At 64.0% G+C, this 25,079-nt stretch carries 27 protein-coding genes and 1 pseudogene; 14 read left to right on the top strand and 14 right to left on the bottom strand.

Features of this window, described 5'->3' with window-relative positions:
• The first annotated feature begins 37 nt into the window (after nucleotides 1–37).
• Both ettA and ACFPQ5_RS05155 read left to right on the top strand, forming a co-directional pair.
• Nucleotides 38–1,705: an energy-dependent translational throttle protein EttA gene (ettA, locus tag ACFPQ5_RS05160; protein WP_379752202.1), complete on the top strand. Its 1,668-nt coding sequence runs from the start codon at nucleotides 38–40 to the stop codon at nucleotides 1,703–1,705.
• Nucleotides 1,706–1,909: 204 nt separating this feature from the next.
• A complete protein-coding gene (locus ACFPQ5_RS05155; RefSeq protein WP_379752201.1) occupies nucleotides 1,910–2,452 on the top strand; it encodes an REP-associated tyrosine transposase in 543 nt (180 codons plus the stop codon).
• A gap of 169 nt (nucleotides 2,453–2,621) precedes the next feature.
• On the opposite strand, the gene ACFPQ5_RS05150 is transcribed toward ACFPQ5_RS05155, so the two are convergent.
• Both ACFPQ5_RS05150 and ACFPQ5_RS05145 read right to left on the bottom strand, forming a co-directional pair.
• Nucleotides 2,622–3,197, bottom strand: a complete 576-nt coding sequence (locus tag ACFPQ5_RS05150; protein ID WP_379752200.1) for a porin family protein — start codon at nucleotides 3,195–3,197, stop codon at nucleotides 2,622–2,624.
• Between the two features lie 181 nt (nucleotides 3,198–3,378).
• Nucleotides 3,379–3,975, bottom strand: a complete 597-nt coding sequence (locus ACFPQ5_RS05145) for an alpha-ketoglutarate-dependent dioxygenase AlkB family protein (RefSeq protein ID WP_379752199.1) — start codon at nucleotides 3,973–3,975, stop codon at nucleotides 3,379–3,381.
• A gap of 44 nt (nucleotides 3,976–4,019) precedes the next feature.
• Between ACFPQ5_RS05145 and ACFPQ5_RS05140 the strand changes: the two genes are divergently transcribed.
• Entirely contained in the window at nucleotides 4,020–4,595 is a 576-nt protein-coding gene (locus ACFPQ5_RS05140; RefSeq protein WP_379752198.1) for a putative pterin-binding protein, read from the top strand.
• 80 nt (nucleotides 4,596–4,675) lie between these two features.
• Here the strand turns inward: ACFPQ5_RS05140 and ACFPQ5_RS05135 are convergent, their stop codons facing one another.
• The 8 genes from ACFPQ5_RS05135 to ACFPQ5_RS05100 all read right to left on the bottom strand — a co-directional run bounded on the left by ACFPQ5_RS05135 (nucleotide 4,676) and on the right by ACFPQ5_RS05100 (nucleotide 10,787).
• Complete coding sequence (locus tag ACFPQ5_RS05135; protein WP_379752197.1) at nucleotides 4,676–5,038, bottom strand: hypothetical protein; 363 nt, start codon at nucleotides 5,036–5,038, stop codon at nucleotides 4,676–4,678.
• Nucleotides 5,039–5,161: 123 nt separating this feature from the next.
• Complete coding sequence (locus tag ACFPQ5_RS05130) at nucleotides 5,162–5,539, bottom strand: MAPEG family protein (RefSeq protein WP_379752196.1); 378 nt, start codon at nucleotides 5,537–5,539, stop codon at nucleotides 5,162–5,164.
• Nucleotides 5,540–5,567: 28 nt separating this feature from the next.
• A complete protein-coding gene (locus ACFPQ5_RS05125) occupies nucleotides 5,568–6,401 on the bottom strand; it encodes a Rossmann-like and DUF2520 domain-containing protein (protein WP_379752195.1) in 834 nt (277 codons plus the stop codon).
• Nucleotides 6,401–6,982: a DUF924 family protein gene (locus ACFPQ5_RS05120; RefSeq protein ID WP_379752194.1), complete on the bottom strand. Its 582-nt coding sequence runs from the start codon at nucleotides 6,980–6,982 to the stop codon at nucleotides 6,401–6,403. The genes ACFPQ5_RS05125 and ACFPQ5_RS05120 overlap by 1 nt, the downstream gene beginning before the upstream one ends.
• A 53-nt stretch (nucleotides 6,983–7,035) precedes the next feature.
• Nucleotides 7,036–7,779 carry an MgtC/SapB family protein gene (locus ACFPQ5_RS05115; RefSeq protein ID WP_136221728.1) on the bottom strand — a complete coding sequence of 248 codons (744 nt, stop codon included), beginning with the start codon at nucleotides 7,777–7,779 and terminating at the stop codon, nucleotides 7,036–7,038.
• Between the two features lie 22 nt (nucleotides 7,780–7,801).
• Nucleotides 7,802–8,062, bottom strand: a complete 261-nt coding sequence (locus tag ACFPQ5_RS05110; RefSeq protein ID WP_136221727.1) for a hypothetical protein — start codon at nucleotides 8,060–8,062, stop codon at nucleotides 7,802–7,804.
• Complete coding sequence (locus ACFPQ5_RS05105; RefSeq protein WP_379752193.1) at nucleotides 8,063–9,880, bottom strand: aminopeptidase P family protein; 1,818 nt, start codon at nucleotides 9,878–9,880, stop codon at nucleotides 8,063–8,065. It abuts the gene before it with no gap.
• Nucleotides 9,881–10,106: 226 nt separating this feature from the next.
• Entirely contained in the window at nucleotides 10,107–10,787 is a 681-nt protein-coding gene (locus ACFPQ5_RS05100) for a Crp/Fnr family transcriptional regulator (RefSeq protein ID WP_379752192.1), read from the bottom strand.
• Nucleotides 10,788–10,929: 142 nt separating this feature from the next.
• Between ACFPQ5_RS05100 and ACFPQ5_RS05095 the strand changes: the two genes are divergently transcribed.
• The 9 genes from ACFPQ5_RS05095 (at nucleotide 10,930) to ACFPQ5_RS05055 (ending at nucleotide 20,311) form a co-directional block, all read left to right on the top strand.
• Nucleotides 10,930–12,885 (top strand): AMP-dependent synthetase/ligase, encoded by a 1,956-nt coding sequence (locus tag ACFPQ5_RS05095; protein WP_379752191.1) that lies wholly within the window; start codon nucleotides 10,930–10,932, stop codon nucleotides 12,883–12,885.
• A complete protein-coding gene (locus ACFPQ5_RS05090; protein ID WP_379752396.1) occupies nucleotides 12,885–13,715 on the top strand; it encodes an ABC transporter ATP-binding protein in 831 nt (276 codons plus the stop codon). The genes ACFPQ5_RS05095 and ACFPQ5_RS05090 overlap by 1 nt, the downstream gene beginning before the upstream one ends.
• Complete coding sequence (locus ACFPQ5_RS05085) at nucleotides 13,712–14,608, top strand: branched-chain amino acid ABC transporter permease (protein ID WP_379752190.1); 897 nt, start codon at nucleotides 13,712–13,714, stop codon at nucleotides 14,606–14,608. The genes ACFPQ5_RS05090 and ACFPQ5_RS05085 overlap by 4 nt, the downstream gene beginning before the upstream one ends.
• 3 nt (nucleotides 14,609–14,611) lie before the next feature.
• Entirely contained in the window at nucleotides 14,612–15,670 is a 1,059-nt protein-coding gene (locus ACFPQ5_RS05080) for a branched-chain amino acid ABC transporter permease (RefSeq protein WP_379752189.1), read from the top strand.
• 47 nt (nucleotides 15,671–15,717) lie between these two features.
• Nucleotides 15,718–17,019, top strand: coding sequence for an ABC transporter substrate-binding protein (locus ACFPQ5_RS05075; RefSeq protein WP_379752188.1), 1,302 nt, complete (start codon nucleotides 15,718–15,720; stop codon nucleotides 17,017–17,019).
• Nucleotides 17,020–17,074: 55 nt separating this feature from the next.
• On the top strand, nucleotides 17,075–17,890 hold the full coding sequence (locus tag ACFPQ5_RS05070) for an ABC transporter ATP-binding protein (protein ID WP_379752187.1): 816 nt from the start codon (nucleotides 17,075–17,077) through the stop codon (nucleotides 17,888–17,890).
• A gap of 17 nt (nucleotides 17,891–17,907) precedes the next feature.
• Nucleotides 17,908–19,161, top strand: coding sequence for a phenylacetate--CoA ligase family protein (locus ACFPQ5_RS05065; RefSeq protein WP_379752186.1), 1,254 nt, complete (start codon nucleotides 17,908–17,910; stop codon nucleotides 19,159–19,161).
• A gap of 4 nt (nucleotides 19,162–19,165) precedes the next feature.
• Nucleotides 19,166–19,606 carry a PaaI family thioesterase gene (locus ACFPQ5_RS05060; protein ID WP_379752185.1) on the top strand — a complete coding sequence of 147 codons (441 nt, stop codon included), beginning with the start codon at nucleotides 19,166–19,168 and terminating at the stop codon, nucleotides 19,604–19,606.
• Between the two features lie 84 nt (nucleotides 19,607–19,690).
• Nucleotides 19,691–20,311, top strand: coding sequence for a hypoxanthine-guanine phosphoribosyltransferase (locus tag ACFPQ5_RS05055; protein WP_379752184.1), 621 nt, complete (start codon nucleotides 19,691–19,693; stop codon nucleotides 20,309–20,311).
• Nucleotides 20,312–20,548: 237 nt separating this feature from the next.
• Here ACFPQ5_RS05055 and ACFPQ5_RS05050 read toward each other — a convergent pair whose 3' ends face one another.
• The 4 genes and pseudogenes from ACFPQ5_RS05050 to ACFPQ5_RS05035 all read right to left on the bottom strand — a co-directional run bounded on the left by ACFPQ5_RS05050 (nucleotide 20,549) and on the right by ACFPQ5_RS05035 (nucleotide 23,332).
• Nucleotides 20,549–21,511, bottom strand: coding sequence for an NAD(P)H-dependent flavin oxidoreductase (locus ACFPQ5_RS05050; protein ID WP_379752183.1), 963 nt, complete (start codon nucleotides 21,509–21,511; stop codon nucleotides 20,549–20,551).
• A gap of 381 nt (nucleotides 21,512–21,892) precedes the next feature.
• Nucleotides 21,893–22,690: pseudogene (locus ACFPQ5_RS05045) on the bottom strand (MBL fold metallo-hydrolase); the annotation flags it as partial.
• A 1-nt stretch (nucleotide 22,691) separates the two neighbouring features.
• Nucleotides 22,692–22,898, bottom strand: a complete 207-nt coding sequence (locus tag ACFPQ5_RS05040) for a DUF1289 domain-containing protein (RefSeq protein WP_379752182.1) — start codon at nucleotides 22,896–22,898, stop codon at nucleotides 22,692–22,694.
• The gene (locus ACFPQ5_RS05035) at nucleotides 22,895–23,332 is read right to left on the bottom strand and encodes a thioesterase family protein (RefSeq protein ID WP_379752181.1); all 438 of its coding nucleotides are present in this window, start codon (nucleotides 23,330–23,332) and stop codon (nucleotides 22,895–22,897) included. Before ACFPQ5_RS05035 ends, ACFPQ5_RS05040 begins: the two co-directional genes overlap by 4 nt.
• Nucleotides 23,333–23,474: 142 nt before the next feature.
• On the opposite strand from ACFPQ5_RS05035, the gene ACFPQ5_RS05030 reads away from it, so the two are divergent.
• Together ACFPQ5_RS05030 and ACFPQ5_RS05025 are read left to right on the top strand one after the other, a co-directional pair.
• Nucleotides 23,475–23,888, top strand: coding sequence for a CopG family transcriptional regulator (locus tag ACFPQ5_RS05030; protein WP_379752395.1), 414 nt, complete (start codon nucleotides 23,475–23,477; stop codon nucleotides 23,886–23,888).
• A 20-nt stretch (nucleotides 23,889–23,908) separates the two neighbouring features.
• On the top strand, nucleotides 23,909–25,051 hold the full coding sequence (locus tag ACFPQ5_RS05025) for an extracellular catalytic domain type 1 short-chain-length polyhydroxyalkanoate depolymerase (RefSeq protein ID WP_379752180.1): 1,143 nt from the start codon (nucleotides 23,909–23,911) through the stop codon (nucleotides 25,049–25,051).
• Nucleotides 25,052–25,079 lie beyond the last annotated feature (28 nt).

The raw sequence follows: 25,079 nt of genomic DNA, 5'->3' as shown, positions 1-25,079 counted from the left end.
CGTATCCTTTGCACCTTGAATTTCTACAGACACAAAAATGGCTAATTACGTCTATACCATGAACCGCGTGGGCAAAATCGTCCCACCGAAACGGCAGATCTTGAAAGATATCTCGCTGTCCTTTTTCCCGGGCGCGAAGATCGGCGTGCTGGGCCTGAACGGCTCGGGCAAGTCCACGCTTTTAAAGATCATGGCCGGCATCGATACCGACATCCAGGGCGAAGCGCGCCCGATGCCGGGTCTGAACATCGGCTACCTGCCGCAAGAGCCGCAGCTCGATCCGGAAAAAACCGTGCGCCAGGAAGTCGAATCGGGCCTCGGCGAAGCCTTCGAGGCGCAAGCCAAGCTGGAAGCGGTCTATGCCGCCTATGCCGAAGAAGACGCGGACTTCGACGCGCTGGCGAAAGAACAGGAACGCCTGGAGTCGATCATCGCCGCGGCCGACGGCGGCAATCTGAATTTGCAGATGGAAATGGCCGCCGACGCGCTGCGCCTGCCGCCCTGGGACGCCAAGATCGGTGTGCTGTCCGGCGGCGAGAAGCGCCGCGTGGCGCTGTGCAAACTGCTGCTGAGCAAGCCGGACATGCTGCTGCTGGACGAACCGACCAACCACCTGGACGCCGAGTCCGTGGAATGGCTCGAACAATTCCTGCTGCGCTTCCCGGGTACCGTGGTCGGCATCACCCACGACCGCTACTTCCTCGACAACGCCGCCGAATGGATCCTGGAACTGGACCGCGGTTCGGGCATTCCATGGAAGGGTAACTACTCGTCCTGGCTCGACCAGAAGCAGGCCCGTCTGAAACAGGAAGAAGCGACCGAATCGGCACGCCAGAAGGCCTTGCAGAAGGAACTGGAATGGTCGCGCCAGAATCCGAAGGCCCGCCAGGCCAAGTCGAAAGCCCGTCTGGCCCGCTTCAACGAACTGTCCGAATTCGAATACCAGAAGCGCAATGAGACCCAAGAGATTTTCATTCCCGTGGCCGAGCGCCTGGGCAACGAAGTCATCGAATTCAAGAATGTCAGCAAAGCTTTCGGCGACCGCCTGCTGATCGACAACCTGTCGTTCACCGTGCCGCCGGGCGCGATCGTCGGCATTATCGGCCCGAACGGCGCCGGCAAGTCGACCCTCTTTAAAATGATCGCCGGTAAGGAACAGCCGGACAGCGGCGAAGTCGTGATCGGCAAGACGGCCAAGGTGTCGCTGGTCGACCAGCACCGCGACGAGCTGGCGAATAATAAATCGGTGTTCGAGGACGTCACCGGCGGCGCCGACATGCTCAGCGTCGGCCGCTTCGAAATGCCGTCGCGCGCCTACCTGGGCCGCTTCAACTTCAAAGGCTCGGACCAGCAAAAGATCGTCGGCAACCTGTCCGGCGGCGAACGCGGCCGCCTGCACCTGGCGAAGACCCTGCTGCAAGGCGGCAACGTCCTGCTGCTGGACGAACCGTCGAACGACCTCGACGTGGAAACCCTGCGCGCGCTGGAAGACGCCTTGCTGGAATTTGCCGGCAGCGTGATGGTGATCTCGCACGATCGCTGGTTCCTGGACCGCATCGCGACCCACATCCTGGCCTTCGAAGGCAACTCGCAAGTCACCTTCTTCGACGGTAACTACCAGGAATACGAAGCGGACAAGAAGAAGCGCCTGGGCGAAGAAGGGGCCAAGCCGAAGCGTATCCGCTACAAGCCGCTCACGACCTGAGCGCAGCCTTGATGCAGAAGAGCCCGGCCTTGCCGGGCTTTTTTTTGCTTAAAATTTATGCGCGGAAATGGAATGCAGGCGATTAAACACCGTGTGTAAAATCGTTCGTTGATGAGGCCTTGAATACTTAAGAGCGTTAGGCGCTCTCGCCTCCCCTTTGCGCCAATCGACATGGCGACCAACATCGATTGGCACACTTTGCCCATGACAGACTACCGCGACAACCGGGTTCCTGGTGGAACCTTTTTCTTCACGGTTCGCCTGCTGGACCGTGGCAGTTCCCTGTTGACGGACCACATCGCCGCCTTCGGCGACGCGATTCGCCAGGCGCGCGTCCGTAAGCCCTTCCATGTCGACGGCTGGGTAGTGCTGCCCGACCACGCCCATGCGATGTGGACCTTGCCGCCGGGCGACCATGACTGCTCGAGCCGCTGGCGCGCCGTGAAAATCGCCTTCTCCAAAGCCTTGCGCAAGTCGCTTGCGGCGGCCCAGGCCGACGGCGCGATCTGGGCGCGCCAGTACCAGGAATTCCGGGTCGCGGACGACGCCGAATACGCCTCATTGATCGACTACATGCATACCAATCCGGTGCGCCACGGCCTGTGCGCCTGCGCCCACGACTGGCCCTGGTCCTCGGTGCACCGGTTTATTTCCGAAGGGCTGACGGCGCCGCAACCCGGCATGCCGCCCGTACTGCCGCCCTGGGTCATGCGCCGCGGCGGCGGCATAAGTGCGGTACCGGCATGATGGCTCGTAGGGTGGGCATGCCCACGCGTGAATTTCGCGCTGTGTTGGCTTCGTTCCGGGAAAGACCCTGCCAACACGATGCGGGCGTCACGCGCGGGCATGCCCGCCCTACGTCAGCAAAAGAAAAAGGGCCCGCAGGCCCTTTTTATTTTTACTATGTCAGCAGCGATCAGAACTGATATTTCGCGCCGACGGTGAAGACGTCCGGCTTCGGACCGAAATCCTGCTTCTTGCCGTAGCGCTCGTACTCGGTGAACACGGCGACTTGCGGGGTCACGTTGTACTGCATGCCGAGGGCGCCGTAGCCACCGTTGTCGCTGACCTTGCGGCTCACGCCGGGCGTGGCCGAATTCAACTCGTTACTGGTGTGAGCCACACCCAGCTTGGCGTAGACCGAAGCCTTGTCGTTGAACGCGTACTTGGCCTTGCCGGCGATGTAGGCGCCGTAGCCTTCGGTTTCGGTGCTGACGTTCGCGCCGTTCAGGGTGTAGTTGCCGCCTGCCTTGCGGAAGTCGGTATAGCCGGCTTCGACGCCGAAGGTGTCGTTCAGTTCGGCGCCGCCGAAGATCTTGCCCGAGAATTTGTAGCCGTCGTTATCGCGCATGGTTGCGCCATTGACGTTGTATTCGCGGTCGGCACCCGCTGCGCCGACACCGACGTAGGGCTTTGGAGTGATGGTGGTCTGGGCTTGAGCGGCGGAAAGGGCGGCGGTACCTGCGAGCAGTGCAAAGATGAGCTTTTTCATACGTAAATCCTTTTCATGAGTCTAGTCTGGCTCGCCATTCATCGTGAATCGCGATGTGTCCAAGATAGCATCATGAAAAGCGAACGTGCATGCGAATCTGGTAAGAACTGTAAGCAAATGTAAGATAACTGACTTATAGTTCAGTTATTTTGACATCCAAATGCTGCCTGAAGCGAGCAAATTAGACGATGTACCTGAAGGTTAGATTGATGCGTTCTCCGAGGGGACGGGCCGACTTGTTAATGCCGTGAAGCCAGTTTCTCTGCAGTTGCCCACTCATCAATAAGAGGCTGCCATCGTCCAGATCGAGTTTTAAGGTGTGTTTGTTGCGTTTATGCCGCAAAACGAAGCCGCGCGTCGTGCCGAAACTGAGCGAGGCGATGACGGGTTCTTCTCCCAGTTCCGGTTCGTCGTCGCTGTGCATGCCCATGCTGTCGCGGCCGTTGCGGTAGCGGTTCAGCAGCACGCTGTTGAAGCGCCGCCCGCAGGCCGACTCGACCGCCGCGCGTATGAGCAGCAGCAGTTCCGTCCACGGCAGGGGTTCCAGGCGCAGCCCGGAATAGGTATAGCTGGCGTCGCCGTACCAGGCCGTCAGGCGCGGCTGCAGGTGGCGCTTGCCATAGACGACGATGCTTTCCTCGCGCCAGGGCGTTTCATCCAACAGGCGCGCGAACACCTCGGCATTCGGCCAGGGCAGCGGCAATTGCCGCATCAGCGCCAGCGCGCCATCGTCGATCGGGATCGGTACCAGGGCGGCGGGATTGTCGAACAGATCCATGGGGACGTTTATGATGGCGGGATGCCAAGAAGGAGAATTGTCGCATGAACAAACGTGAGTTCCTGGGTGCGGCCCTGGTGGCCGGCGCCCTGCCCGGCATTGCCGAGGCCGCCTCTGCCCAGGCCGGACCGGTCCTGCTGACGATCAGCGGCACGATCAGACGCCCGAACCGCGGTCCGCTCGACCCGGCGCTGGACCAGATGATGGCCAAGCAAAAGCTCGCCTTTACGCAAGCGCATGCGCTCGATTTCGCGGCGCTGGCGCGCCTGCCTTCCCGTACCATCCGGCCCACGCTGGAATACGACGGCAAGGTGCACGCCTTGCGCGGCCCGCAGCTGGCCGAGGTGCTGGCCCTGGCGGGTGCGCCGGGCGGCATGGACACGCGCATCATTCTGCGCGCGGTCGACGGCTATGCGGTGGCGATCACGTTGCGCCAGGCGCAAGCCTGGGGGATGATGGTCGCGACGCACCTCGACGGGCAGCCGATGGCGCTCGGGGGATTGGGACCGCTGTGGGCAGTCTACGATGCGGACAGGATTCCTGAATTCGCGACGCAGCCGCTGGCGGCGCGCTTTGGCGCCTGTCCGTGGGCGCTGTACCACATCGAGGTGCAGGGATAGGCGTACGCGCACGAAGCCGGGCAGGCATCGTGCGGTTTCAAACGGAGGAAAAACGGGTGCCAGGCCGGCACCGGGAAGACTCAGGCGTAGGCCTCGGCCATGCTCATTACCCGGGTCGTGACGGCGATGCCGTGCTGGCCGAACAGGGAGTCGAGGGCGGCCAGGTTGGCGCTGCACTCTTCGGCCTTCCAGCCTTTGAACAGGTCGGTGCCGTCTTTCTCGAAATGCAGGTCGAGCACGCGGCCGCCGTCGCGGTGCGTGTAATTCTTCTGGAACGTGCCCTTGAAGCCGAGCTCGGTCAATGCGGCAAGCACGCCTGCGGGCGGATTGTCGGGATCGGTCGCCAGGTAAACGCCAAAGGTTTTACCGGGCGGCTTGGCGGCGATGTCGACTTCATAAATGCCTGGCGCCTTCATTGCCGCAGTGCTCTTCAAAAACAGCATGTTGCCTCCTACGCATCGAACCGGCCGGGCGCGACGCGCACCAGTCACCGATATGACGGATTCAGCAGCAAAGCTTATTTCCGTTTGGGAACTTTGTCGATTCTTTGATGCATATTTTTTGCTCTAGTGCATCATTAGACCCACGGCAGTGCCGCCAATTAACAACGCACTTGCCACCATGCCAAGTACAAAGCCGATTTCCCGCTTGGCCGGATCGCGGTAATAGCCGAGCGCATAGGCGACACGGCCCGCGCACCACAACATGCCGCCGGCCGCGGCCCAGGCATCGCCCAGGTAGAGCGCGCACAGCCACAGGGGCACGATCACGATCGGCAACTGCTCCAGGGTATTCGCCTGCACCCGCTGCGCGCTCTGGAACGCGGCGGGCCCGTCCATGGACGGCGCCGGCACCTTGTACTTTACGCGCGCGTAGCCGGCCATCACGCCGGTCCAGAAATACACCCCGAGAATGGCCAGCGTGGCCCAGGCAGTCAACAGCATCGATAAATCCTTTTGTTCGAGTAAAAATTCAGGCGTCGCCGCGGCGCTTGCGCTCGGCCAGCGCCTGGGTCGCTTCGACCAGCGCCGCGTACAACGCGCCGGTGGGTGCATCCCAGTCGTGCAGCGCGGCCTGCTGGCGCTTTACCGTGTCCCTATCTCCGCGCGCGACCGGGCCGCTCAGCGCCGCCGGAGCGCCGAGGCGGAACACGTTCGCCATGGCTTCGCTCGCCAGCGGCTGCGCCAGTTCGCGCGCGACCCCGGGCGGCACGCCGGCCGCCGTATAGGCGCGCAGCGCGGCGTCGAGCACCGTCACCAGGTAGTTCGCGGCGAAGACGGAGGCGGCGTGGTAGACCGTCTTGGCGGCGGGGTCGATCGCGACCAGGCGCGCTCCAATGGCCTCGAACGCGGGCCGCAGGCTTGCCAGTGCCGCCTCGTCGCCCTCGACGCCGCACCAGGTGCCCGCAAAATTGGCGGCGACCGCGGCCGGGTCGGCGAAGCTGCGCACCGGATGGATGCTTGCCACGTGCGCGCCGGCCTGGCGCGCCGTGTCGAGTTCATTCGAGGCCTTGGCGCCGCTGCAGTGGAACACGATCGCGCCCTTCAGCACGCCAGTGGCGGCCAGCGCCGCGCAGGCGGGGCCGATCTGGTCGTCGCCGACGGCCAGCATCCAGACGGCGGCCGGGCGCAGCTCCGAGGCCTGCGCCAGCGCGCGGCCGGCGCCGATAAAGGCGACGGCATCCTCGGCGCTGGCGTGCGAGCGGGCCAGCACATCCTGGAGGGCGAACACCGCGTGCGCATGAAACAGACGTCCGAGCGCGCGGCCGACGTGGCCGGCGCCGACGATGTTCAGCGTCGGCCGCATCAGAAGCCGGCGCCGGGCTGGCTCAGGTACTGCAGTTCATCGGCGGTGGAGGCGCGCCCGAGGATGGGATTGCGGTGCGGGAAGCGGCCGAAGCGCGCGATCACGCCGCGGTGGCGGTGGGCGTAGTCGAGCATCTCCGTAAACCCTTCATGCTCGCCGGCGAGGCGCGCGAACAGGTCGACGGCGCATTGCTGCATGCGCGCGTCTTCCGCGTGTTCGTAAGGCATGTAGGCAAAGGCGCGCTGGAACGGCGCCAACCCGAGGTCGGCGCCGCTGTCGACCAGGGACTGGGCGGCGCTCAGGGCCAGCAAGTCGCCGGCGAAGGATTCCGGCGTCTCGCGGTAGGCATTGCGCGTAAACTGGTCGAGCACCAGGATGCGCGCCAGCGTTCCTTGCGGTCCCAGCTCCAGATCCCATTCGCGCAGGCCGCCCGCCACCGCCTGGGTGATCAGGCTACCGAAGCGGGCGCGGATCTGCGCATCGAACACGGGATCCTTGCGGAACCACTCGGGGCGCGGCTGACCGTAGGCCGGATCGTTTGGCGGCAGGAACCAGAAATCGAGAACGTCTTGAGCGTGCATTGCTATATCCCAGTATTGTTCATTTTTAAATGCGTATTTTTAAATGCGCATTTTTAATTACGGGCGTGCGAAAGCTGAAAACCTTCGACGCCTTCGGAGGCCGCCAGTTCGGCGGCCAGTTCGGTGAGGGTGGCGCGGTTGTGGCGAGAGAGGGCCACGGCAACGAAGCGCCATTCCTGGCGGCCGTTACTGCTCGAGATCGTCAGCGAGCTGCCGGCGATCTGGTAGCCGCGTTCGAGCGCCGCTTCGCGCAGCGCATCCTCGCGCGGCAGGAAGGCTTCGCGAAAGCGCAGCGTCACCGCCACCGCGCGGCGCGAGGGTAAAAACGCCTCGACCCGGTTCAAATAAATCATGATCATGGCCGAGAAGAAAGCCAGGCCCATCGCGGCCAGATAAAAGCCGACGCCGACCAGGATGCCGATCACGGACGAGCTCCAGATCGAGGCGGCAGTCGTGAGGCCGCTGATATTGAAACCTTCGCGCATGATGACGCCGGCGCCGAGGAAACCGATGCCGGTCACCACGCCCTGCATCACGCGGGTCGGGTCGACCGTGCCGATGGCGCCGGTCTGGCCGCCGTACCACATCTCCGGATAGCCGCTGACGATGGTCAGCGCGCACGAGGCCATGCAGACCAGGCCATAGGTGCGCATGCCGGCGGCGCGCCCGTGATAGGAACGCTCGTAGCCCACCAGCAGGCCGAGCAGCAGGGCGCCGGCCAGGTGCAGCAGGATCACCGCATTGGTCGCGATCTCGGTCGGCGACCAATACGGGGACAGGAAATCGACTTGCGTCATGGAAGATCGGCGGCAGCGCCGCTCAAGGCTTCTTGCGGACCAGCTGCTTCTCGAACGCGATGTCGTTCTTGGTCATGCGCTTGACTTCCTGCGGTCCAAGACCGTTCACGAACTGGACGAAGTCGTCCAGTTCCAGCGGCTCGCACAGCGGCGGCGAACCCGGCATTTCGGACAGGTAGAAGCCGCCACTGGCGGTACGCGCCATCGAATAGCCGGTGTGGCCGGTGCGGCGTTTCAGGCGCTCGACGGCGGCGCTGGCGCGGGTGGAACGGGCGGAAACCATTTAGAGGGCCCTCGTGCGCAGTTCGAGCCACTCGCGTGCGCTGCCCGTCACATGCGGCAGCAGGCGTTCGCGCACCTGGGCGTGGTAGTCGTTCAGCCAGGCTTTCTCCATCGGCTGAAGCAGATCGAGATCCAGGCAGCGCGTATCGATCGGGCACAGGGTCAGCGTCTCGAAGCGCAGGAACTCGCCGAATTCCCCTTGGCCAGCAGGGACGTTCAGCACCAGGTTCTCGATGCGGATACCCCAGCGCCCCGGTTTATAAATGCCCGGCTCGATCGAGGTGATCATGCCCGGCTCCATCGCCGTGTGCGGATCGGGAGACGCGCTCGGCGAGATCACCTGTGGACCTTCGTGCACGTTCATGAAGTAGCCGACGCCGTGACCGGTGCCGTGGCCGTAGTCGACGCCCGCCGCCCAGATCGGCGCACGCGCGATCGCGTCCAGCATCGGCCCCTTGGTCCCGCGCGGGAACTGGGTGCTCGACAGCGCCATCATCCCCTTCAGCACCAGCGTGAAGTCGCGGCGGTGGTCGGCCGTGATCTGCCCGACCGGAATCACGCGCGTGATGTCGGTGGTGCCGCCCAGGTACTGGCCGCCCGAATCGATCAGCAGCAGGCCGTCGCCTTCGATGACCGCGTGCGAAGCCTGCGTCGCGCGGTAGTGCATGATCGCGCCGTTGGCATTGAAGCCGGCGATGGTACTGAAACTCGGGCTGACGAAGCCGGGGCGGCGCGCGCGGGCGGCCGTGATCCGCTCGTCGATCGTCAGTTCCGTCAGTGGCGCGCGGTTCGGGTCGGCCAGGGTGGCTTCGAGCCAGGCGAAGAATTCGCACAGGGCGGCGCCGTCCTGCTCCATGGTGGCGCGCACGTGGGCCGCCTCGGCTTCGGTCTTGCGCGACTTGGCAAAGGTGGTCGGGTTGATCGCCTCGACGATTTTCACGCCCTCGGCCACGGCCTGGCGCATGCCGGCCGTGACGCGGCGCGGGTCGAGCAGCAGGGTACTGCCCGCCGGCAGGGCCGCCAGGGCCTTCTCCGCCGCATCGTAGGAGGCCAGGCGCACGCCATCCTCGCGCAGGCGCGCCTGCAGTTCAGTGGAGGCCTTGCCTTCGGCGACGAACAGGGTCGCGCCGTCCCCTTCCAGCAGCGCATGGGCGACGAACACCGGATTGAAACTGACGTCGGCGCCGCGCAGGTTGAACAGATAGGCGATGTCGTCCAGCGTGGAGAGGAAATGGCGCTCGGCGCCGAGCGCCTTCATCGCGGCGCGGGTCGCGGCCAGCTTGTCGGCGCGCGCCATGGTCGCGTGCGGGGCCACGTGTTCGTATAAAGCCTCCGTCGGCAGGCTCGGGCGCTCGCTCCAGATCTCGTCCAGCAGGTCGAGATCGGTACGCAACGTGACGCCACGCGCCGTCAGGGCTTCGCGCAGCAGGCGCTCGACGGCCAGGCCGAGCACGCGGGCGTCGACCGCCACCGTCTGGCCGGGCTGCATGTTCGCCGCCAGCCAGTCGATGTGCAGCAGGCTGGCGCCCGACGGAATTTTCATCAGCGCGATCTCGCTGCCGGCCAGTTCGGTTTCGGCCTGCGTCCAGTAGCGGCCATCGGTCCAGACGCCGGCGAAATCTGCGGTGGCGATGAAGGTGCCGACCGAGCCGGTAAAACCCGACATCCATTCGCGGCCCTGCCAGCGGCGCGGCAGGTATTCGGACAGGTGGGGGTCGCTCGACGGGACGATGTAGGCGTCGATGCCGTGGCGGGCCATGGCGGCGCGCAGCGCCTGCAGGCGGCCGGCGCGAGGGGAGGTATTGGATGGAGTAGACATGGTTCTTATCATACCCCTAACGGTAAGGAAATCTAAACATCGAACGCGAGCCGGGAGCGGCTGTGCACCGTAGGGTGGGCTCCCGAGCCCACGCGTACGCACGCATGCAGATCGAAACCTCATGCGGAGCACCACAGTGCGTGTGCCGGAGGTTTCGAGGAGCTTTGCAGTATTGAACCGCACGTACGCGTGGGCTCGGGAGCCCACCCTACGTTACGCAACCGTTTCAGGCCTGGAATTCGCGCAGTCCTTCGACGTTCAATACCCTGATCCCGCCGTAATCCAAGCGCACCAGCCCCGCCTTCTCGAGCAGCTGCAGCGCCCCATTCACGCGCTGGCGCGAGGCGCCGGACAAATAACCGATCTCTTCCTGCGATAACCCGACCAATGGCTCGACGCCCGGATACAGGTGCGCATTGAACATCGCCGCCAGGCAGCGCGCGACCCGGGTGTCGACGTCGAGCATGCGGTCGGTCTCGACCTGGCCGATGAACTGGCCCAGGCGCTCGTTGAGCTGCATGAGCAGGAAACGGTTGAAGGGCAGGCTGCCCTCGAGCAGCCACTCGAAGGTGGCGCGCGGCATGCGGGCGACGCGGGTGTCGCGCAGCGCCATCACGTCGTACTTGCGAAATTCGTCTTTTAAAAGGGAACCTTCGCCGAACCAGCCGCCGGCCGTCACCCCCGTAAACGTCACGCTTTTCCCGGACGGCGAAAAATTATTGATTTTTACGAGGCCGTCGATGATGCCGACCCAGTTTTCCAGCGGCTCTCCCTTGCGGCACACAAAACCGCCTTTCGGCACGAACTGCTCGAAACAGTCGGCCTCGACCCGCGCCATCTCGTCACGGCTCAGCACGCGTCCCCAGATGGTGGCGCGCAGGTGGTCCAGCAGGGTCTGTGTCGGCATGTTGAATTGTGCAACGCGTCATCGAAAGTCGGCCAATTGTCATTCAAATGACAACTTAACAGGCAAACGCCAGCTACTATCTTTACATAAAACGCGCCGGCAACAAACTGATTGCCGAGCCCGACAACATCAGGAGACAGCGATGGAGACATCGGAGAGCTTGCCTTTGCAGACTTTTCCGCGGCGCCTGCTCGCCCATGCGCAAGAGCGCGGGGAGCGTCCGGCCTTTCGCGAAAAATACCTCGGCATCTGGCAGACCTGGTCGTGGGCGCAAACGAACGAGGAAGTGCGCGCCCTCGCCTGCGGCCTGGCGGCGCTCGGTTTCAAGCGCAGCATGAACCTGGCCATCATCGGAGACAATCGCCCGCGCCTGTACTGGGCGATGCTGGCGGCCCAGTGCCTGGGCGGCGTGCCGGTGCCGCTCTACCAGGATGCCCCGGCCGCCGACATGGCCCACGTCCTGAACGACGCCGACATCGAATTCGCCGTCGTCGAAGACCAGGAGCAAGTCGACAAACTCCTCGAACTGCAAGCCCTGTGCCCGCGCGTGCGCCACATCGTCTATGAGGACGAACGCGGCATGCGCCATTACCGCCATGCCGGCCTGCTCTCCTTCGCCGCCCTGCAGGAGATGGGACGCGCCTGGGACCGCGAGCATCCCGGCGTGTTCGACGAAGCGATCCGGCGCGGCCAGGGCAGCGATACCGCCATCATCCTCTACACCTCCGGCACCACCGGCAAGCCGAAGGGCGTGATGCAGTCGCATGCGGCCCTGATCGCCGCCGGCGAAGGCGGCGTCGGCTTCGACAAGCTGAGCGACCACGACGACGTGCTGTCCTACCTGCCGATGGCCTGGGTCGGCGACTGCCTGTTTTCGCTGGCGCAGGCGATGGTGGCCGGGTTTACGGTGAACTGCCCGGAATCGAGCGACACTGTGCTGACCGATTTACGCGAGATCGGCCCGACCTATTATTTTGCGCCGCCGCGCATTTTTGAAAACATGCTCACCACCGTCATGATCCGGATGGAGGATGCGAGCCGCATCAAGCGCCGCATGTTCGACCATTTCATGAACGTGGCGCGCCGCAGCGGCAGCGACATCCTCGACGGCAAGCCCGTCGCGATGCTCGACCGCCTGCAATACGCGCTGGGCCGCGTGTTCGTCTACGAGCCGCTGAAGAACGTGCTCGGCCTGTCGCGCGTGCGCGTTGCCTACACGGCCGGTGCCGCGATCGGTCCCGACCTGTTCCGCTTTTATCGCTCGATCGGAGTCAACCTGAAGCAGTTGTACGGCTCGACCGAGACCTGCGCCTACGTCTGCCTGCAACCGGACGGGAACATAAAGTTCGACAGCGTCGGCATTCCCGCGCCGGGCGTCGAAGTGCGGCTGGCCGAGAACGGCGAAGTATTAGTCAAAGGCGTATCGAACATGGATGGCTACTTCAAGCGCCCCGACGCCACCGCCGAAGTGATCGACAGCGAGGGTTACTTCCATACCGGGGACGCCGGCATGTTCGACAGCGATGGTCACCTGAAAATCATCGACCGCGCGGCCGATGTCGGCAAGATGAACAGCGGCGCCATCTTCGCGCCCAACTACATCGAGAATAAACTGAAATTCTTCCCGTTCATCAAAGAGGCGGTCGCCTTCGGCAATGGCCGGGATAAGGTCTGCGCTTTCCTGAACATCGACATGGAGGCGGTCGGCAACTGGGCCGAGCGCAGGAATCTCGCCTATTCCGGCTACACGGACCTGGCCGCCAACCCGCAGGTGCTGGAACTGATGCGCGAGTGCGTGCAAAAGGTGAACGCCGATCTCGCCAATGAAGCGCTGATGGGGCAAACGCAAATCCACCGCTTCCTGGTGCTGCACAAGGAGCTCGACCCGGACGACGACGAGCTGACCCGCACCCGCAAGGTGCGCCGCAAGTTCGTCGCCGAGAAATACGCGGTGCTGATCGACGCGCTGTATGCGGGCAAGACCTCGCAGTTCATCAGCACGCAGGTGAAGTTCGAGGATGGCCGCAGCGGTCTTGTCAGCGCCGACCTGCGCATCGTCGATGCCGCCACTTACCCCGTGCTGCAGGAGGCCGCGTGATGGAAATGACCCAGCCACCGGGCCAGCCCGAGGCGCATCGCCGCATCGGCGAGGTGATCCTCGATTTGAAAAACATCTCGCTCTCCTTCGGCGGCGTGAAGGCGCTGACCGACATCTCCTTCGACGTGCGCCAGCACGAGATCCGCGCCATCATCGGCCCGAACGGCGCCGGCAAAAGCTCGATGCTGAACGTGATCAACGGCGTGTACCGCCCGCAGCAAGGCGAGATCGTGCTGCGCGGGCAAAGCCGCACGAACATGGACTGCTATGGCGCGGCGAAAGCCGGCATCGCCCGCACTTTTCAAAATATCGCCTTGTTCAAGGGGATGACGGTCCTGGACAACATCATGACCGGCCGTAACCTCAAGATGAAGACCAATTTTTTACAGCAGGCCTTCTATCTCGGTGCGGCGCGACGCGAAGAAATCGCGCACCGCGCGAAAGCGGAAGAAATCATCGACTTCCTCGAAATCCAGGCGATCCGCAAGACGCCGGTCGGGCGCCTGCCCTACGGCCTGCAAAAGCGCGTGGAGCTGGGCCGTGCGCTCGCCGCCGAACCCGAGATCCTGCTGCTGGACGAACCGATGGCCGGCATGAACGTCGAGGAAAAGCAGGACATGTGCCGCTTCATCCTCGACGTGAACGACCAGTTCGGCACGACGATCGTCCTGATCGAGCACGACATGGGCGTGGTGATGGACATCTCGGACCGCGTCGTCGTGCTCGACTACGGCAAGAAGATCGGCGACGGCACGCCCGACGAGGTGCGCAGCAACGAGAACGTGATCAAGGCCTACCTGGGCCAGGCGCATGGGGAGACGGCAGCATGAGCTTTTTCATTGAAGTGCTGCTCGGCGGCCTGCTGTCGGGCGTGATGTACGCGCTGGTCGCGATCGGCTTCGTCCTGATCTACAAGGCCTCGGGCGTGTTCAATTTCGCGCAAGGGGCGATGGTCTTTTTCGCCGCGCTGACCTGCGTCGGCATCATCGACAAGTTCGGCGTCTCACTGTGGATCGCGATCCCGCTCACGATCCTGGTGATGATCGCGCTGGCCTTTGCGATCGAACGCGTCGTGCTGCGGCCGCTGGTCAACCAGCCGGAAATCACGCTGTTCATGGCCACCATCGGCCTGGCCTTCTTCATCGAAGGCCTGGCGCAGCTGGTCTGGGGTTCGCAGGTCCGTAAACTCGACCTGCCGATCGAGGACGTGCCCAACGAATACCTGATGGAGCATTTCAATATCCTTGTCTCCCAGTTCGACATGACGGCGGCGATCGTCTGCGCGCTGCTGGTGATCGCGCTGGCACTGCTGTTCACGAAAACGCGGGTCGGGCGCGCGCTGCGCGCCGTGGCCGACGACCACCAGGCGGCGCTGGCCGTCGGTATTCCGCTGCAGAGAATATGGGTCGTGGTGTGGTCGGTCGCCGGCCTGGTGGCACTGGTGGCGGGCATGCTGTGGGGCGCGCGCAATGGCGTGCAGTTCGCGCTGACCTTCATCGCTTTAAAGGCGCTGCCGGTGCTGATCCTGGGCGGGTTCACCTCGATCCCGGGCGCCATCGTCGGCGGCCTGATCATCGGCGCCAGCGAAAAGCTGGCCGAGGTCTACATCGGGCCGATGGTGGGCGGCGGCATCGAGGGCTGGTTCCCGTATGTGCTGGCCCTGCTGTTCCTGCTGGTGCGGCCCGAAGGGCTGTTCGGCGAAAAAATCATCCGGAGGATCTAAACAATGCTCTACCGCGAAGCCGGACAATTCAAGACCAGCTATGTGGCCGATGGCCAGATCCTGCCGATCCGCCAGGACCGCATCGCCTTATTCACCCTGCTGGCGGTGGCCTTGTTGGCGGTGCCGCTGCTTGCTTCTCCCTACCTGCTGTCGGCGATCCTGATCCCGTTCCTGATTTTTTCGCTGGCCGCGCTCGGGCTGAACATCCTGACCGGTTACGCCGGCCAGCTGTCATTGGGCACGGCCGCCTTCATGGCCGTCGGCGCCTATGCCTCGTTTAATTTTGTCGCGCGCATTCCCGGCATTCCGCTGCTGCTGGCGTTTATTTTGGGCGGCCTGAGTGCGGCGATTGTCGGCATCGCCTTCGGCCTGCCCTCGCTGCGCATCCGCGGCTTTTACCTGGCGGCGGCAACGCTGGCGACCCAGTTCTTCGTGATCTGGTGTCTCACCAAGATCCCGTATCTGACCAACTACAGCGCCAGCGGCGTGGTCACGGTGCAGACCATGCAGATGTTCGGTTACCAGTTCGTCACGCCGCAAGCCAAGTACCTGCTGGTGCTGTGCATCGTGGCCTTGATGGCGCTGCTGGCCAAGAACATGATCCGCTCGAACGTGGGGCGCTCCTGGATGGCGATCCGCGACATGGACATGGCGGCCGAGGTGATCGGTTTCCGGCCGCTGCGCACCAAGCTGCTGGCCTTTGCGGTGAGCTCCTTCTACTGCGGCGTCGCCGGCGCGCTCTACGCATTCGCCTACCTCGGCACGGTGGAGCCGGAAGCCTACAGCCTCGATCTCTCCTTCCGCATCCTGTTCATGGTGATCATCGGCGGCGTCGGCTCGATTCTCGGTTCCTTCCTCGGCGCCGCCTTCATCGTGCTGCTGCCGATCTTCCTGAACATGCTGGCCCATTCGCTCGGGCTGGCGACCAACTACGCCTCGAACCTGGAACTGATGGTGTTCGGGGGTTTAATTATCTTCTTCCTGATCGTCGAACCGCACGGGCTGGCGCGCCTGTGGCAAATCGGTAAAGAGAAGCTGCGCCTGTGGCCGTTCCCCCATTGATTCGCTCATATTCGCTCACTAAACGCCGTTAATAACAAGGAGACACCATGAAAGTCATCAAATCCATCGTGCTTGCCGCCGCCCTGATGGGTGCGGGCGCACAGGTACTCGCCGCCGACCAGTTCGTCGCCCTGCCCTCCTACCGCGTCGGTCCGTATGGCGCCGGCGGTTCCGGCTTCTACGGCGGCATGATCGACTATTTCAACCTCGTCAACGCCAACGGCGGCATCAACGGCGTCAAGATGACCTGGGAAGAATGCGAGACCGAATACAACGCCTCGCGCGGCGTCGAATGCTACGAGCGCATGAAAACGAAGAACGGCGGCGCCACCCTGGTTGATCCGCTCTCGACCGGCATCGCCTACGGCATCGTCGACCGCGTCGCCACCGACAAGATCCCGATGACCATGCTCGGCTACGGCCGCTCGGACGCCGCCAACGGCAAGGTCTTCCCCTATGTGTTCCCCCTAATTACCAGCTACTGGAACCAGGCCGCGGCGATGATCAAGTACCTGGCCGACAAGAACGGCGGCTATCCAAAGCTGAAAGGTAAAAAGATCGTCTACCTGTACCACGACTCGGCCTTCGGCAAGGAAGCCATGCCGGTGCTGGACGCGCAGGCCAAGCAGTACGGTTTTGAATTGATCAAGATCGCGGTGGCGCCGCCGGGCAGCGAGCAGCAGTCGCAATGGCTGCAGATCCGCCAGGCGCGCCCGGACCACGTGATCCTGTGGGGCTGGGGCGTGATGAATTCGGTGGCCATCAAGACCGCCCAGCGTAACGGCTTCCCGCGCGAGAAAATCCTCGGCGTCTGGTGGGCCGGTTCGGAAGAAGACACGATCCCGTCGGGCGAAGCGGCCAAGGGCTACACCTCGATGACCTTCAACACCCCGGGCAACTACCCGCTCATCGACGAGATCAAGAAGAAGGTCTACGCAAGCGGCAAGGGCAACCTGGCCGACCAGGGCCGCATCGGTTCCGTGTATCACATGCGCGGCGTGACCTTGGGCGTACTGTGGGTCGAGGCGATCCGCACGGCGCAGGAAAAGTTCGGCAAAGGTAAAACCATGACCGGTGAGCAGGTGCGCTGGGGCCTGGAAAACCTGAACGTCGACGCGGCGCGCCAGAAGGCGATCGGCGCCTTCGGCATGTTCCCGACCGTGAAAACGAGCTGCGACGACCACGAGGGTTCTGGCGCCGTAAAGGTGCAGCAGTGGGACGGCAAGAAGTGGGTCGCGATCACGCCGAACTGGGTGGTCGGCGACAAGGCCCTGACGCGCAAGCTGCTCGAAGAGTCGTCCCTTGCCTATGCCAAGGAAAAGAACATCACCCCAGCCTGCATGCAGTAATCACCTTCGATGGACCGTCCCCGCCGCTGGTGGGGACGTTTTTGAAATGACAGCCATGAACAACGCCAGCGCCCCGTATCTGTCGGTGAACAACATCGAAGTCATCTACGACCACGTGATCCTGGTCTTAAAAGGCGTGTCGCTGCAGGTCCCGAAAGGCAAGATCGTGGCCCTGCTGGGCGCGAACGGCGCCGGCAAGTCGACCACCTTGAAGACGATTTCGACCCTGCTGCGCGGCGAACGCGGCGACGTGACCAAGGGAGAGGTGCGCTTCCAGGGCGAACGTATCGACCAGCTGACGCCCAATGAACTGGTGCGGCGCGGCCTGTCGCAGGTGATGGAGGGACGCCACTGCTTCGGCCACCTGACGATCGAAGAGAATCTGCTGACAGGCGCCTACACCCGCAACATCGGGCGTGGCGAACTGAAAACGGCGCTGGAATCGGTCTACCACTACTTCCCGCGTTTGAAAGAGCGGCGCAGTAGCCAGGCCGGCTACACCTCGGGCGGCGAGCAGCAGATGTGCGCGATCGGGCGCGCGCTGATGGCGAATCCCTCGATGATCCTGCTCGACGAACCCTCGATGGGCATCGCGCCGCAGATCGTGGACGAGATTTTCGGCATCGTGAAGGATTTGAATGACAAGGAAGGCGTTTCCTTCCTGCTGGCCGAGCAGAACACCAACGTCGCCCTGCGCTACGCCGACTTCGGCTACATCCTCGAGAACGGCCGCGTCGTGATGGAGGGTGCAGCGAACGACCTGGCCAACAACGAAGACGTCAAGGAGTTTTATCTGGGCGTCTCGGGAGCCGGCCGTAAGAGTTTCAGGGACATGAAGTTCTATCGCCGCCGCAAGCGCTGGCTAGCATAAATCCACAGGAGGCAGCAATGAACGGCATCACGCTCGATGCGCTGGAAACGCGCGTCCCTGAAGAACGCGAACGCGACCTGCTGGCGCGCCTGCCCGGCCTGGTTGCGCGTGCCAAGGAGGCGCCGGGCTGGGCCCGCATCCTCGACGGGGTCGACCCGGCCGCCATCACCAGCCGCGCCGCACTGGCGGCCTTGCCGATCACCCGCAAATCGGATTTGAAGGCGCTGCAGGCGGCGCTGCCGCCCTTCGGCGGCCTGAATGCGACGCCGATCGACGCGCTGGCCCACGTGTTCATGTCGCCGGGTCCGATCTTCGATCCGGAAGGGCGCGGCGCAGACTGGTGGCGCTTCGCCCGGCCTTTGTATGCGGCCGGCGTCCGCCCCGGCGGCCTGCTGCAGAACTGCTTCAGTTATCACTTCACGCCGGCCGCCTTCATGGTCGAAAGCGGCGCTGCCCGCATCGGCTGCGGCGTGATCCCGGCCGGGACCGGGCAGACGGAGATGCAGGTCGAGGCGATGGCGGCGCTGAAGCCAAGCACCTATGTCGGCACACCCTCCTTCTTACGCATCATCATCGACAAGGCGCGGGAAACCGGCGCCGACATCTCGAGCCTGCGCAACGCCATGCTCGGCGCCGAGGCGTTGCCGGAATCGCTGCGTACCTGGTTCCGCCAGAACGGCGTACCGAACGTAATCCAGACCTATGCCTCGGCCGACATCGGCAGCATCGCCTACGAGACGGCCAACGATGGCGTGCTCGATCCGGGCATGGTGCTCGACGAGGAGGTGCTATTGGAAATCGTGCGGCCCGGCAGCGGCGAGCCGGTGGCGCCGGGCGACATCGGCGAAGTCGTCGTCACCCTGTTCAATGCCGACTATCCGCTGATCCGCTTCGCCACCGGAGACTTGTCGGCGCTGCTGCTCGATCCCGTGCCCGGTCCGCGCACCAACAGCCGCATCAAAGGCTGGCTGGGCCGCGCCGACCAGACCACCAAGGTGCGCGCGATGTTCGTGCACCCGTCGCAAGTGCAGAATATCGTGCGCCGGCATCCGGAAATCGGTAAGGCGCGCCTGGTCGTGTCGGGGCAGATGGCGAACGATGTGATGACGCTGCACTGCGAAGTAGCCGGCTCGCCGGCCCCGGCGCTGGCCGCGGCGATCGGCGCCTCGATCCGCGAGGTAACCAAGCTGCGCGGCGAAGTGGCCTTCGTTGCACCCGGTACGCTGCTGGATGACGGCAAGCTGATCGAGGATGCGCGCGACTACACTTGAGGAGATGACGATGCTGGATCCTGATATCGCGCAGCGCGTGCGTGCCAGCTTCGCGCGCCAGAACGCGATGCGCCTGATCGGGGCGCGCCTGGAAGTGGTTGGACACGGCCGCACCGAGATTCATTTGCCGCATGCGCCCGAACTCGAGCAGCAGCACGGTTTCATTCACGGCGGCGTGGTCGGCATGATCGCCGACTCGGCCGCCGGCTACGCGGCCATGAGCGTGGCGGCGCCGGGCACGTCCGTGCTGACGGTCGAATACAAGATGAACCTGATGGCGCCGGCCGATGGCGAACGCCTGGTAGCGCGCGGCAAGGTCGTGCGTCCGGGGCGCACGCTGATCGTCACGCAAGCCGAGGTATTCGCGCTCAAAGGGGACAAGGAAACGCTGTGCGCGCTGATGCAGCAGACCATCATGGTCATGCATGGCAAGGAAGAAAAATAGCGCTGGAACTGGTCTATACCAAATGTCCGCCTGTCATTGGCAATATTGGCGATAATTGGCGCATTGTCCTTTACCGTCAATACCATGCAAGATTTTCATGTTACCCGCGCCCAGGCCTTGCTTGAACATGCGCACGAGATCGTTACCCCGGAACAGGTGCAGGATGCGGTGCGCAAGGTGGCCGATGTCCTGAACGAACGCTTCCAGGCGCCGGGCGCCGGCTTCCCGCTGGTGCTGGGCGTGATGGGCGGCGCCGTCGTGTTCACCGGCACCCTGCTGCCCCAGCTCGCCTTCCCGCTCGAATTCGACTACATCCACGTCAGCCGCTACGGCGACGACGACCGCGGCGGACAAGTCGTGTGGAAAGTCATCCCGCGCCAGAACGTGGCCGGCCGCACGATCGTCGTGCTCGACGATATCCTCGACGAGGGCGAAACCCTGGCCCATGTAAAACAGCGCCTGCTCGACATGGGCGCGGCCGAGGTCATCATTGCCGTGTTCGCGGACAAGGATATTGGACGTGCAAAACCGATCGTGGCCGACATCACGGGCCTCACCTTGCCGAACGCCTTCGTGGTCGGCTTCGGCATGGACGTGTACGGCTACTGGCGCAACCTGCCCGGCCTGTGGTCGATCAGCCCGCAGGATTTGACGCCGATCGATGCGGAACCGGAGTATCCGATTCCGGATGCAAAACCCTCCTGAAACGGAGTGTTCAAGGTAAGGCAAAGGCCTCCGCGATGGAGGCCTTTTGATTTTGTAGGGGCCATTGAGGCCAATGGCCTCAATGGCGGGTTCACCGGGCACTCCGTGCCCACGCGGTCGAACCGTTGAATATCGTTAGTGCTAGCGAAAAACCTGTACATAAGCCTACTGGCTTTGAGAAGCCTCTCGACAAGCATACCTTGCACCGCGTGGGCACGGAGTGCCCACCCTACCAAATCACCGCAGCGACAAGCGTGCGCGCGCCGCTTCGTACTCGCGCTTCAGGCGTTCGACCATCTCGGCGGTCGTCGGCACGTCGTGCATCAGGCCCACGCCCTGGCCGGCGCCCCAGATATCGCGCCAGGCCTTGGCCTTCGAGCTGCCGTCGCCAAAGCTCATCTTGCTCTTGTCCGATTCCGGCAACGCGTCCGGGTCGAGGCCGGCATTCACGATCGATTTTTTCAGGTAGTTGCCGTGCACGCCTGTAAACAAATTCGTGTACACCACGTCGGCCGCGCTCGACTCGACGATGGCGTCGCGGTAATCGTCGCTGACGTTCGACTCTTTGGTCGCCAGCCAGCGCGAGCCGATGTAGGCGAAATCGGCGCCCATGGCCTGCGCGGCCAGGATGGCGTCGCCGGTGGCGATCGAGCCGGACAGGGCAATCGGGCCGCTGAAGAATTTGCGCACTTCGCCCACCAGCGCGAACGGCGACAGGGCACCGGCATGGCCGCCGGCGCCGGCTGCGACCAGGATCAGGCCGTCGACGCCGGCTTCCAGCGCCTTCTGGGCATGGCGAATGGACACCACGTCGTGCAGCACGATGCCGCCGTAGCTGTGCACGGCGTCCAGCATCTCTTTCGGCGGCGCGCGCAGCGAGGAGATGATGATCGGCACCTTGTGCTTGACGCAGACTTCGACGTCGTGCTCGAGGCGCGCGTTCGAGGCGTGCACGATCTGGTTGACGGCGATCGGGCCGACTTTCACGTTCGGATGGGCGGCCTGGTAGTCGGCCAGTTCTTGCTGCAAATCGGTCAGCCAGGTGTCGAGCAGCTCGGCCGGACGGGCGTTCAGGGCCGGGAAGGAACCGACGATCCCCGCCTTGCACTGCGCTGCGACCAGGGCCGGGCCGCTGGCGATGAACATCGGCGAAGCGATGACGGGTAAGGAGAGGTTTTGCAGTACGGTAGGCAGCGTCATGGGCAGCTTTCGGCTTGGGGTTATTCGGACTGGCTGTCAGATTATAGGGTCAAAAAAGCACGATCGTGCTAGATCGGTGGCTCTAATTCATTGGTCGATCAGGAAATTGCCGTCGAGGCGGGCGGCCTGGGCGCGGATCAGGGAGGCGATGGCCCAGTTGGCCAGGGTCGTGTAGGCGGGGTCAATGGCTTGCCCGGCGTGCGAATGTGCGCTGGACGCGTGGGCGGGAAACCCGCCCACCTTACGGGTCTGTGCTTGCGTCATGGCGGCATCGACCGGACCGTCTGGCATGCCTTGCGACGTAGGGTGGGCGGATCCTCTGCCCACGCGTTCGGCCAGCGCCTGATCCTGCGCCAGCGCCGCGACATCCATCTGCCCCATCGCACTGCGCACGACCGGAATCCCCGCCAGCAGCCCCGGCACATCGGCCAACGCAATCCGCTGCCGCTCGAGCAGCAGGAATTTCACCAGCACCTTGACGGCATTCTCGGCATTGCGCCTCGGATCGGCCGATAAATAATCGAGCCGCGAATACGCGCGCCCCAAGGCCCCCTTCACGTCCGTGAACAGGCGGCCATGGCCGGGAATCACGACGCGCGCATCGAGGCTGCCGATCAGGTCGAGCGTGGCGCGGGTTTCATCGAAACCGGACTCGCCTCCCAGTTCCGGAAAAATCACGCCGAATCCGTTTTCCCACAGCGCGTCGCCCGCGATCAGGATGCCCTCGCCCGGACAGAACAACAACACCGCATGCGGATCGTGCCCAGGCGCGCCCAGCACCTCCCAACGCATGTCGCCCAGCTCGAGCTGCTGTCCCGGCGCCAGCAGCGCATCGAACGTAAACCGCGCGCATTGCTGGCCGGTGGCGCGGTAACTCAGCGCGGCCTCGTCCCAGGCGGCGACCTTGGCCGCTTCGGCCTGCGGAATGGCCGTGCGGCAGCCATAGGCGGCTTGCAACGCCGCATTGCCGCCGCAGTGGTCCGAATGCAAATGGGTGTTCAGCAGGCGCTGCAAGGGGCGGCCGCCCAGCGCGTGGCGCACCAGCGCCAGCGTCTGCGGCGCGTGGGTGACGTAACCGCTGTCGACCAGCGCCGTTTCTTCCCCGGTGAACAAGACATTGTTCGCCGACAGCCAGCCGCGCTCGAAGACGCGCATGGTGTCGGGCAGAGGCGGCGCCATCTCAGCCAAAATCCAGGTCCGCTTCGCGCCGGCGGATTTCCGTCCAGATCGCGCGTTTGGCGTCGTCGCTGGCGCTGCCCCAGGCGATGATCTCGTCGATCGTGCGCAGGCAGCCGCGGCACAGGCCGGTTTTCCCGTCCATCTCGCACAGGCTGATGCAGGGAGACGGGACCGGGGTCTGCAGTTCGGGCGAAGAAAGCGTGCTCATGCGCCCGTCTCCCCGTGCGCAGCCAGCTTCTTGGCCACGCGCGCATTAAAACGGACCGGATCGATGATGCAGCGCTCGTGCGTGCCTTCGCAGATGCGCTCCTGGTCATCCCAGGCCTGCACCTTGAACCGCACGCGCTTGCCCTCGACTTCCAGCACCTCGCCTTCGATGCGCAGGGTCATGCCGGGCGGCGTCGGCGCCAGATGTTGAAAGCTGACCATGGTGCCGAGGCTCTGTTCGCGCGGCCAGTCGAGGAAAGGCATCATCCCGTGCACGCAGGCCAGTTCCATCATGCCGACCATGTAGCCGGTGGCGAGCACCTCGGGCATGTCGAGGCAGAACGGGGTGTCGTGGTAGAGCTGCGGCACGGTCGCGCGCGGCGGCACCGTGTACTGCCATGCGAAGCGCAGGCCGGGTTGTAATTCTGGACTCATGAAGAAAGAGATTACCCGATTCAATCGAATCGCGCTTGACCTCCAGGCTCACAAGCGTAGACTTGCACCCAGTTTTCACCATCCACATGGATGGTAACAGGATGGTTTGGAAAGGATGGTGCAAGAAATGCGGAGCGAAATGATGACGACCAACGAGCTGAAACCGAAGGTCGCGGATTCGGAAAAGATCACGATCAACCTGGGCATGATCGACCTGGGCCAGATCGATTTACTGGTGAGCGAAGGCTTTTATAGCAACCGCACCGACCTGATCCGCACGGCGATTCGCAACCAGTTGAACACGCACGCCGACGTGGTGCGGCAAACCGTGGCGCGGCGCAGCCTGGTGCTCGGCATGCACCATTATTCGCGCGCCGACCTGGAAGCGGCGCAGCAGGCCGGTGTCCGGCTGCAGATCCAGGTGCTCGGCATGGCCAGCATTGCCGCCGACGTCCCGGTCGAACTCGCCTTGGCCACCATCGAATCGATCTCGGTGCTGGGCGCCCTGCACGCCAGCAGCGCGGTGAAAGCGGCGCTGGCCGAGCGCATCCAGTAGCGCACAACCGAAAGAACAACATGAAACTCATGAACAATAAACTCATCGCGCAAATGCGCGCGGCCACCCGCAACCTGCTGCACAAGCCGCAACTGGACACGAATAAAGTGATCCAGGATGCGCTGAAAAACGCGTCGGCCATGACCCAGGCCGCGCAGGCGCAACTGCACGGCTTGTCGCAGGCGAACGGCAACGCCCACCTGCGCACGCCGGCCGACGTGCCCGATATGCTGGCCGAACTGAGCCGTACCTTCGGCCAGGGCGGCGCCGCCGCCAACGAACCGGCCGAAACGCTGCCCGGCACCTTCAGCGAAGGCAGCTACACGAATGCCGCCGGCACCCGCAGTTATAAACTGTACGTGCCCAGCACGTATCGAGCCAACAGCGAGGCCGCGGACGCCGGCCAGAAAGCGGCCCTGGTCGTGATGCTGCACGGCTGCACCCAGGACCCGGACGACTTCGCGCTCGGCACGCAAATGAACGCGCTGGCCGAAGAAACCGGCTGCCTGGTCGTGTATCCGGCCCAATCGCGCCAGGCGAATGCTTCTCGCTGCTGGAACTGGTTCAACGACGTCGACCAGCAGCGCGGCCGCGGCGAGCCTTCGATCATCGCCGGCATCACCCGTAAAATCATGGGCAGCTACCGCATCGACCCGGGCCAGGTGTACGTGGCCGGCCTGTCCGCCGGCGGCGCCATGGCCACCATCATGGGCACGCTGTACCCTGACCTGTACGCGGCCGTCGGCGTGCACTCCGGCCTGCCCTTCGCCGCCGCCAACGATCTGCCGTCGGCCCTGGCCGCCATGCAGGGCCAGCTGCAGCGCCAGCGTGCGGACGAGACCCAACCCGGCCGCGCGATCCCGATCATCGTGTTCCACGGCGACCAGGACCATACCGTGCACCCGACCAATGGCGACGAGCTGATGGTGCACGCGCGCGACGCCGCGCACGCCATGGCGGTCGAACCCGGCCGGGTACCGAGCGGCCACGCCTTTACCCGCACCCTGCACAAGGGCGCCGACGGCAAGGTGCATGGCGAGCACTGGGTGATCCACGGCGCCGGCCACGCCTGGTCGGGCGGCAGCGCGCGCGGCACCTATACGGACGGCAAGGGACCGGACGCCAGCCGCGAGATGCTGCGCTTTTTCAGTACCCACCGCTGAGATGAGCCCCATGCCAACCGCGTCCTGC

The sequence above is a fragment of the Massilia suwonensis genome (genome assembly GCF_042655665.1).
Lineage (GTDB): Bacteria > Pseudomonadota > Gammaproteobacteria > Burkholderiales > Burkholderiaceae_D > Telluria > Telluria suwonensis.
The sequence above is the reverse complement of the archived record's forward strand: the minus strand, read 5'-3'. Positions and strand labels throughout refer to the sequence as shown.

Bases quoted from the DNA above. Each gene is read 5' to 3' on its own strand.
- ACFPQ5_RS05060 (WP_379752185.1), top strand. From the start codon at position 19,166: ATGACGATGCTGGATCCTGATATCGCGCAGCGCGTGCGTGCCAGCTTC.
- ACFPQ5_RS05135 (WP_379752197.1), bottom strand. From the start codon at position 5,038: ATGCTGTTTTTGAAGAGCACTGCGGCAATGAAGGCGCCAGGCATTTAT.
- ACFPQ5_RS05155 (WP_379752201.1), top strand. From the start codon at position 1,910: ATGACAGACTACCGCGACAACCGGGTTCCTGGTGGAACCTTTTTCTTC.
- ACFPQ5_RS05065 (WP_379752186.1), top strand. From the start codon at position 17,908: ATGAACGGCATCACGCTCGATGCGCTGGAAACGCGCGTCCCTGAAGAA.
- ACFPQ5_RS05150 (WP_379752200.1), bottom strand. From the start codon at position 3,197: ATGAAAAAGCTCATCTTTGCACTGCTCGCAGGTACCGCCGCCCTTTCC.
- ACFPQ5_RS05085 (WP_379752190.1), top strand. From the start codon at position 13,712: ATGAGCTTTTTCATTGAAGTGCTGCTCGGCGGCCTGCTGTCGGGCGTG.
- ACFPQ5_RS05090 (WP_379752396.1), top strand. From the start codon at position 12,885: ATGGAAATGACCCAGCCACCGGGCCAGCCCGAGGCGCATCGCCGCATC.
- ACFPQ5_RS05125 (WP_379752195.1), bottom strand. From the start codon at position 6,401: ATGCGGCCGACGCTGAACATCGTCGGCGCCGGCCACGTCGGCCGCGCG.
- ACFPQ5_RS05140 (WP_379752198.1), top strand. From the start codon at position 4,020: ATGAACAAACGTGAGTTCCTGGGTGCGGCCCTGGTGGCCGGCGCCCTG.
- ACFPQ5_RS05055 (WP_379752184.1), top strand. From the start codon at position 19,691: ATGCAAGATTTTCATGTTACCCGCGCCCAGGCCTTGCTTGAACATGCG.
- ACFPQ5_RS05070 (WP_379752187.1), top strand. From the start codon at position 17,075: ATGAACAACGCCAGCGCCCCGTATCTGTCGGTGAACAACATCGAAGTC.
- ACFPQ5_RS05095 (WP_379752191.1), top strand. From the start codon at position 10,930: ATGGAGACATCGGAGAGCTTGCCTTTGCAGACTTTTCCGCGGCGCCTG.
- ACFPQ5_RS05130 (WP_379752196.1), bottom strand. From the start codon at position 5,539: ATGCTGTTGACTGCCTGGGCCACGCTGGCCATTCTCGGGGTGTATTTC.
- ACFPQ5_RS05120 (WP_379752194.1), bottom strand. From the start codon at position 6,982: ATGCACGCTCAAGACGTTCTCGATTTCTGGTTCCTGCCGCCAAACGAT.
- ACFPQ5_RS05075 (WP_379752188.1), top strand. From the start codon at position 15,718: ATGAAAGTCATCAAATCCATCGTGCTTGCCGCCGCCCTGATGGGTGCG.
- ACFPQ5_RS05025 (WP_379752180.1), top strand. From the start codon at position 23,909: ATGAAACTCATGAACAATAAACTCATCGCGCAAATGCGCGCGGCCACC.
- ACFPQ5_RS05105 (WP_379752193.1), bottom strand. From the start codon at position 9,880: ATGTCTACTCCATCCAATACCTCCCCTCGCGCCGGCCGCCTGCAGGCG.
- ACFPQ5_RS05040 (WP_379752182.1), bottom strand. From the start codon at position 22,898: ATGAGCACGCTTTCTTCGCCCGAACTGCAGACCCCGGTCCCGTCTCCC.
- ACFPQ5_RS05115 (WP_136221728.1), bottom strand. From the start codon at position 7,779: ATGACGCAAGTCGATTTCCTGTCCCCGTATTGGTCGCCGACCGAGATC.
- ACFPQ5_RS05145 (WP_379752199.1), bottom strand. From the start codon at position 3,975: ATGGATCTGTTCGACAATCCCGCCGCCCTGGTACCGATCCCGATCGAC.
- ACFPQ5_RS05100 (WP_379752192.1), bottom strand. From the start codon at position 10,787: ATGCCGACACAGACCCTGCTGGACCACCTGCGCGCCACCATCTGGGGA.
- ACFPQ5_RS05110 (WP_136221727.1), bottom strand. From the start codon at position 8,062: ATGGTTTCCGCCCGTTCCACCCGCGCCAGCGCCGCCGTCGAGCGCCTG.
- ACFPQ5_RS05050 (WP_379752183.1), bottom strand. From the start codon at position 21,511: ATGACGCTGCCTACCGTACTGCAAAACCTCTCCTTACCCGTCATCGCT.
- ACFPQ5_RS05030 (WP_379752395.1), top strand. From the start codon at position 23,475: ATGACGACCAACGAGCTGAAACCGAAGGTCGCGGATTCGGAAAAGATC.
- ettA (WP_379752202.1), top strand. From the start codon at position 38: ATGGCTAATTACGTCTATACCATGAACCGCGTGGGCAAAATCGTCCCA.
- ACFPQ5_RS05035 (WP_379752181.1), bottom strand. From the start codon at position 23,332: ATGAGTCCAGAATTACAACCCGGCCTGCGCTTCGCATGGCAGTACACG.
- ACFPQ5_RS05080 (WP_379752189.1), top strand. From the start codon at position 14,612: ATGCTCTACCGCGAAGCCGGACAATTCAAGACCAGCTATGTGGCCGAT.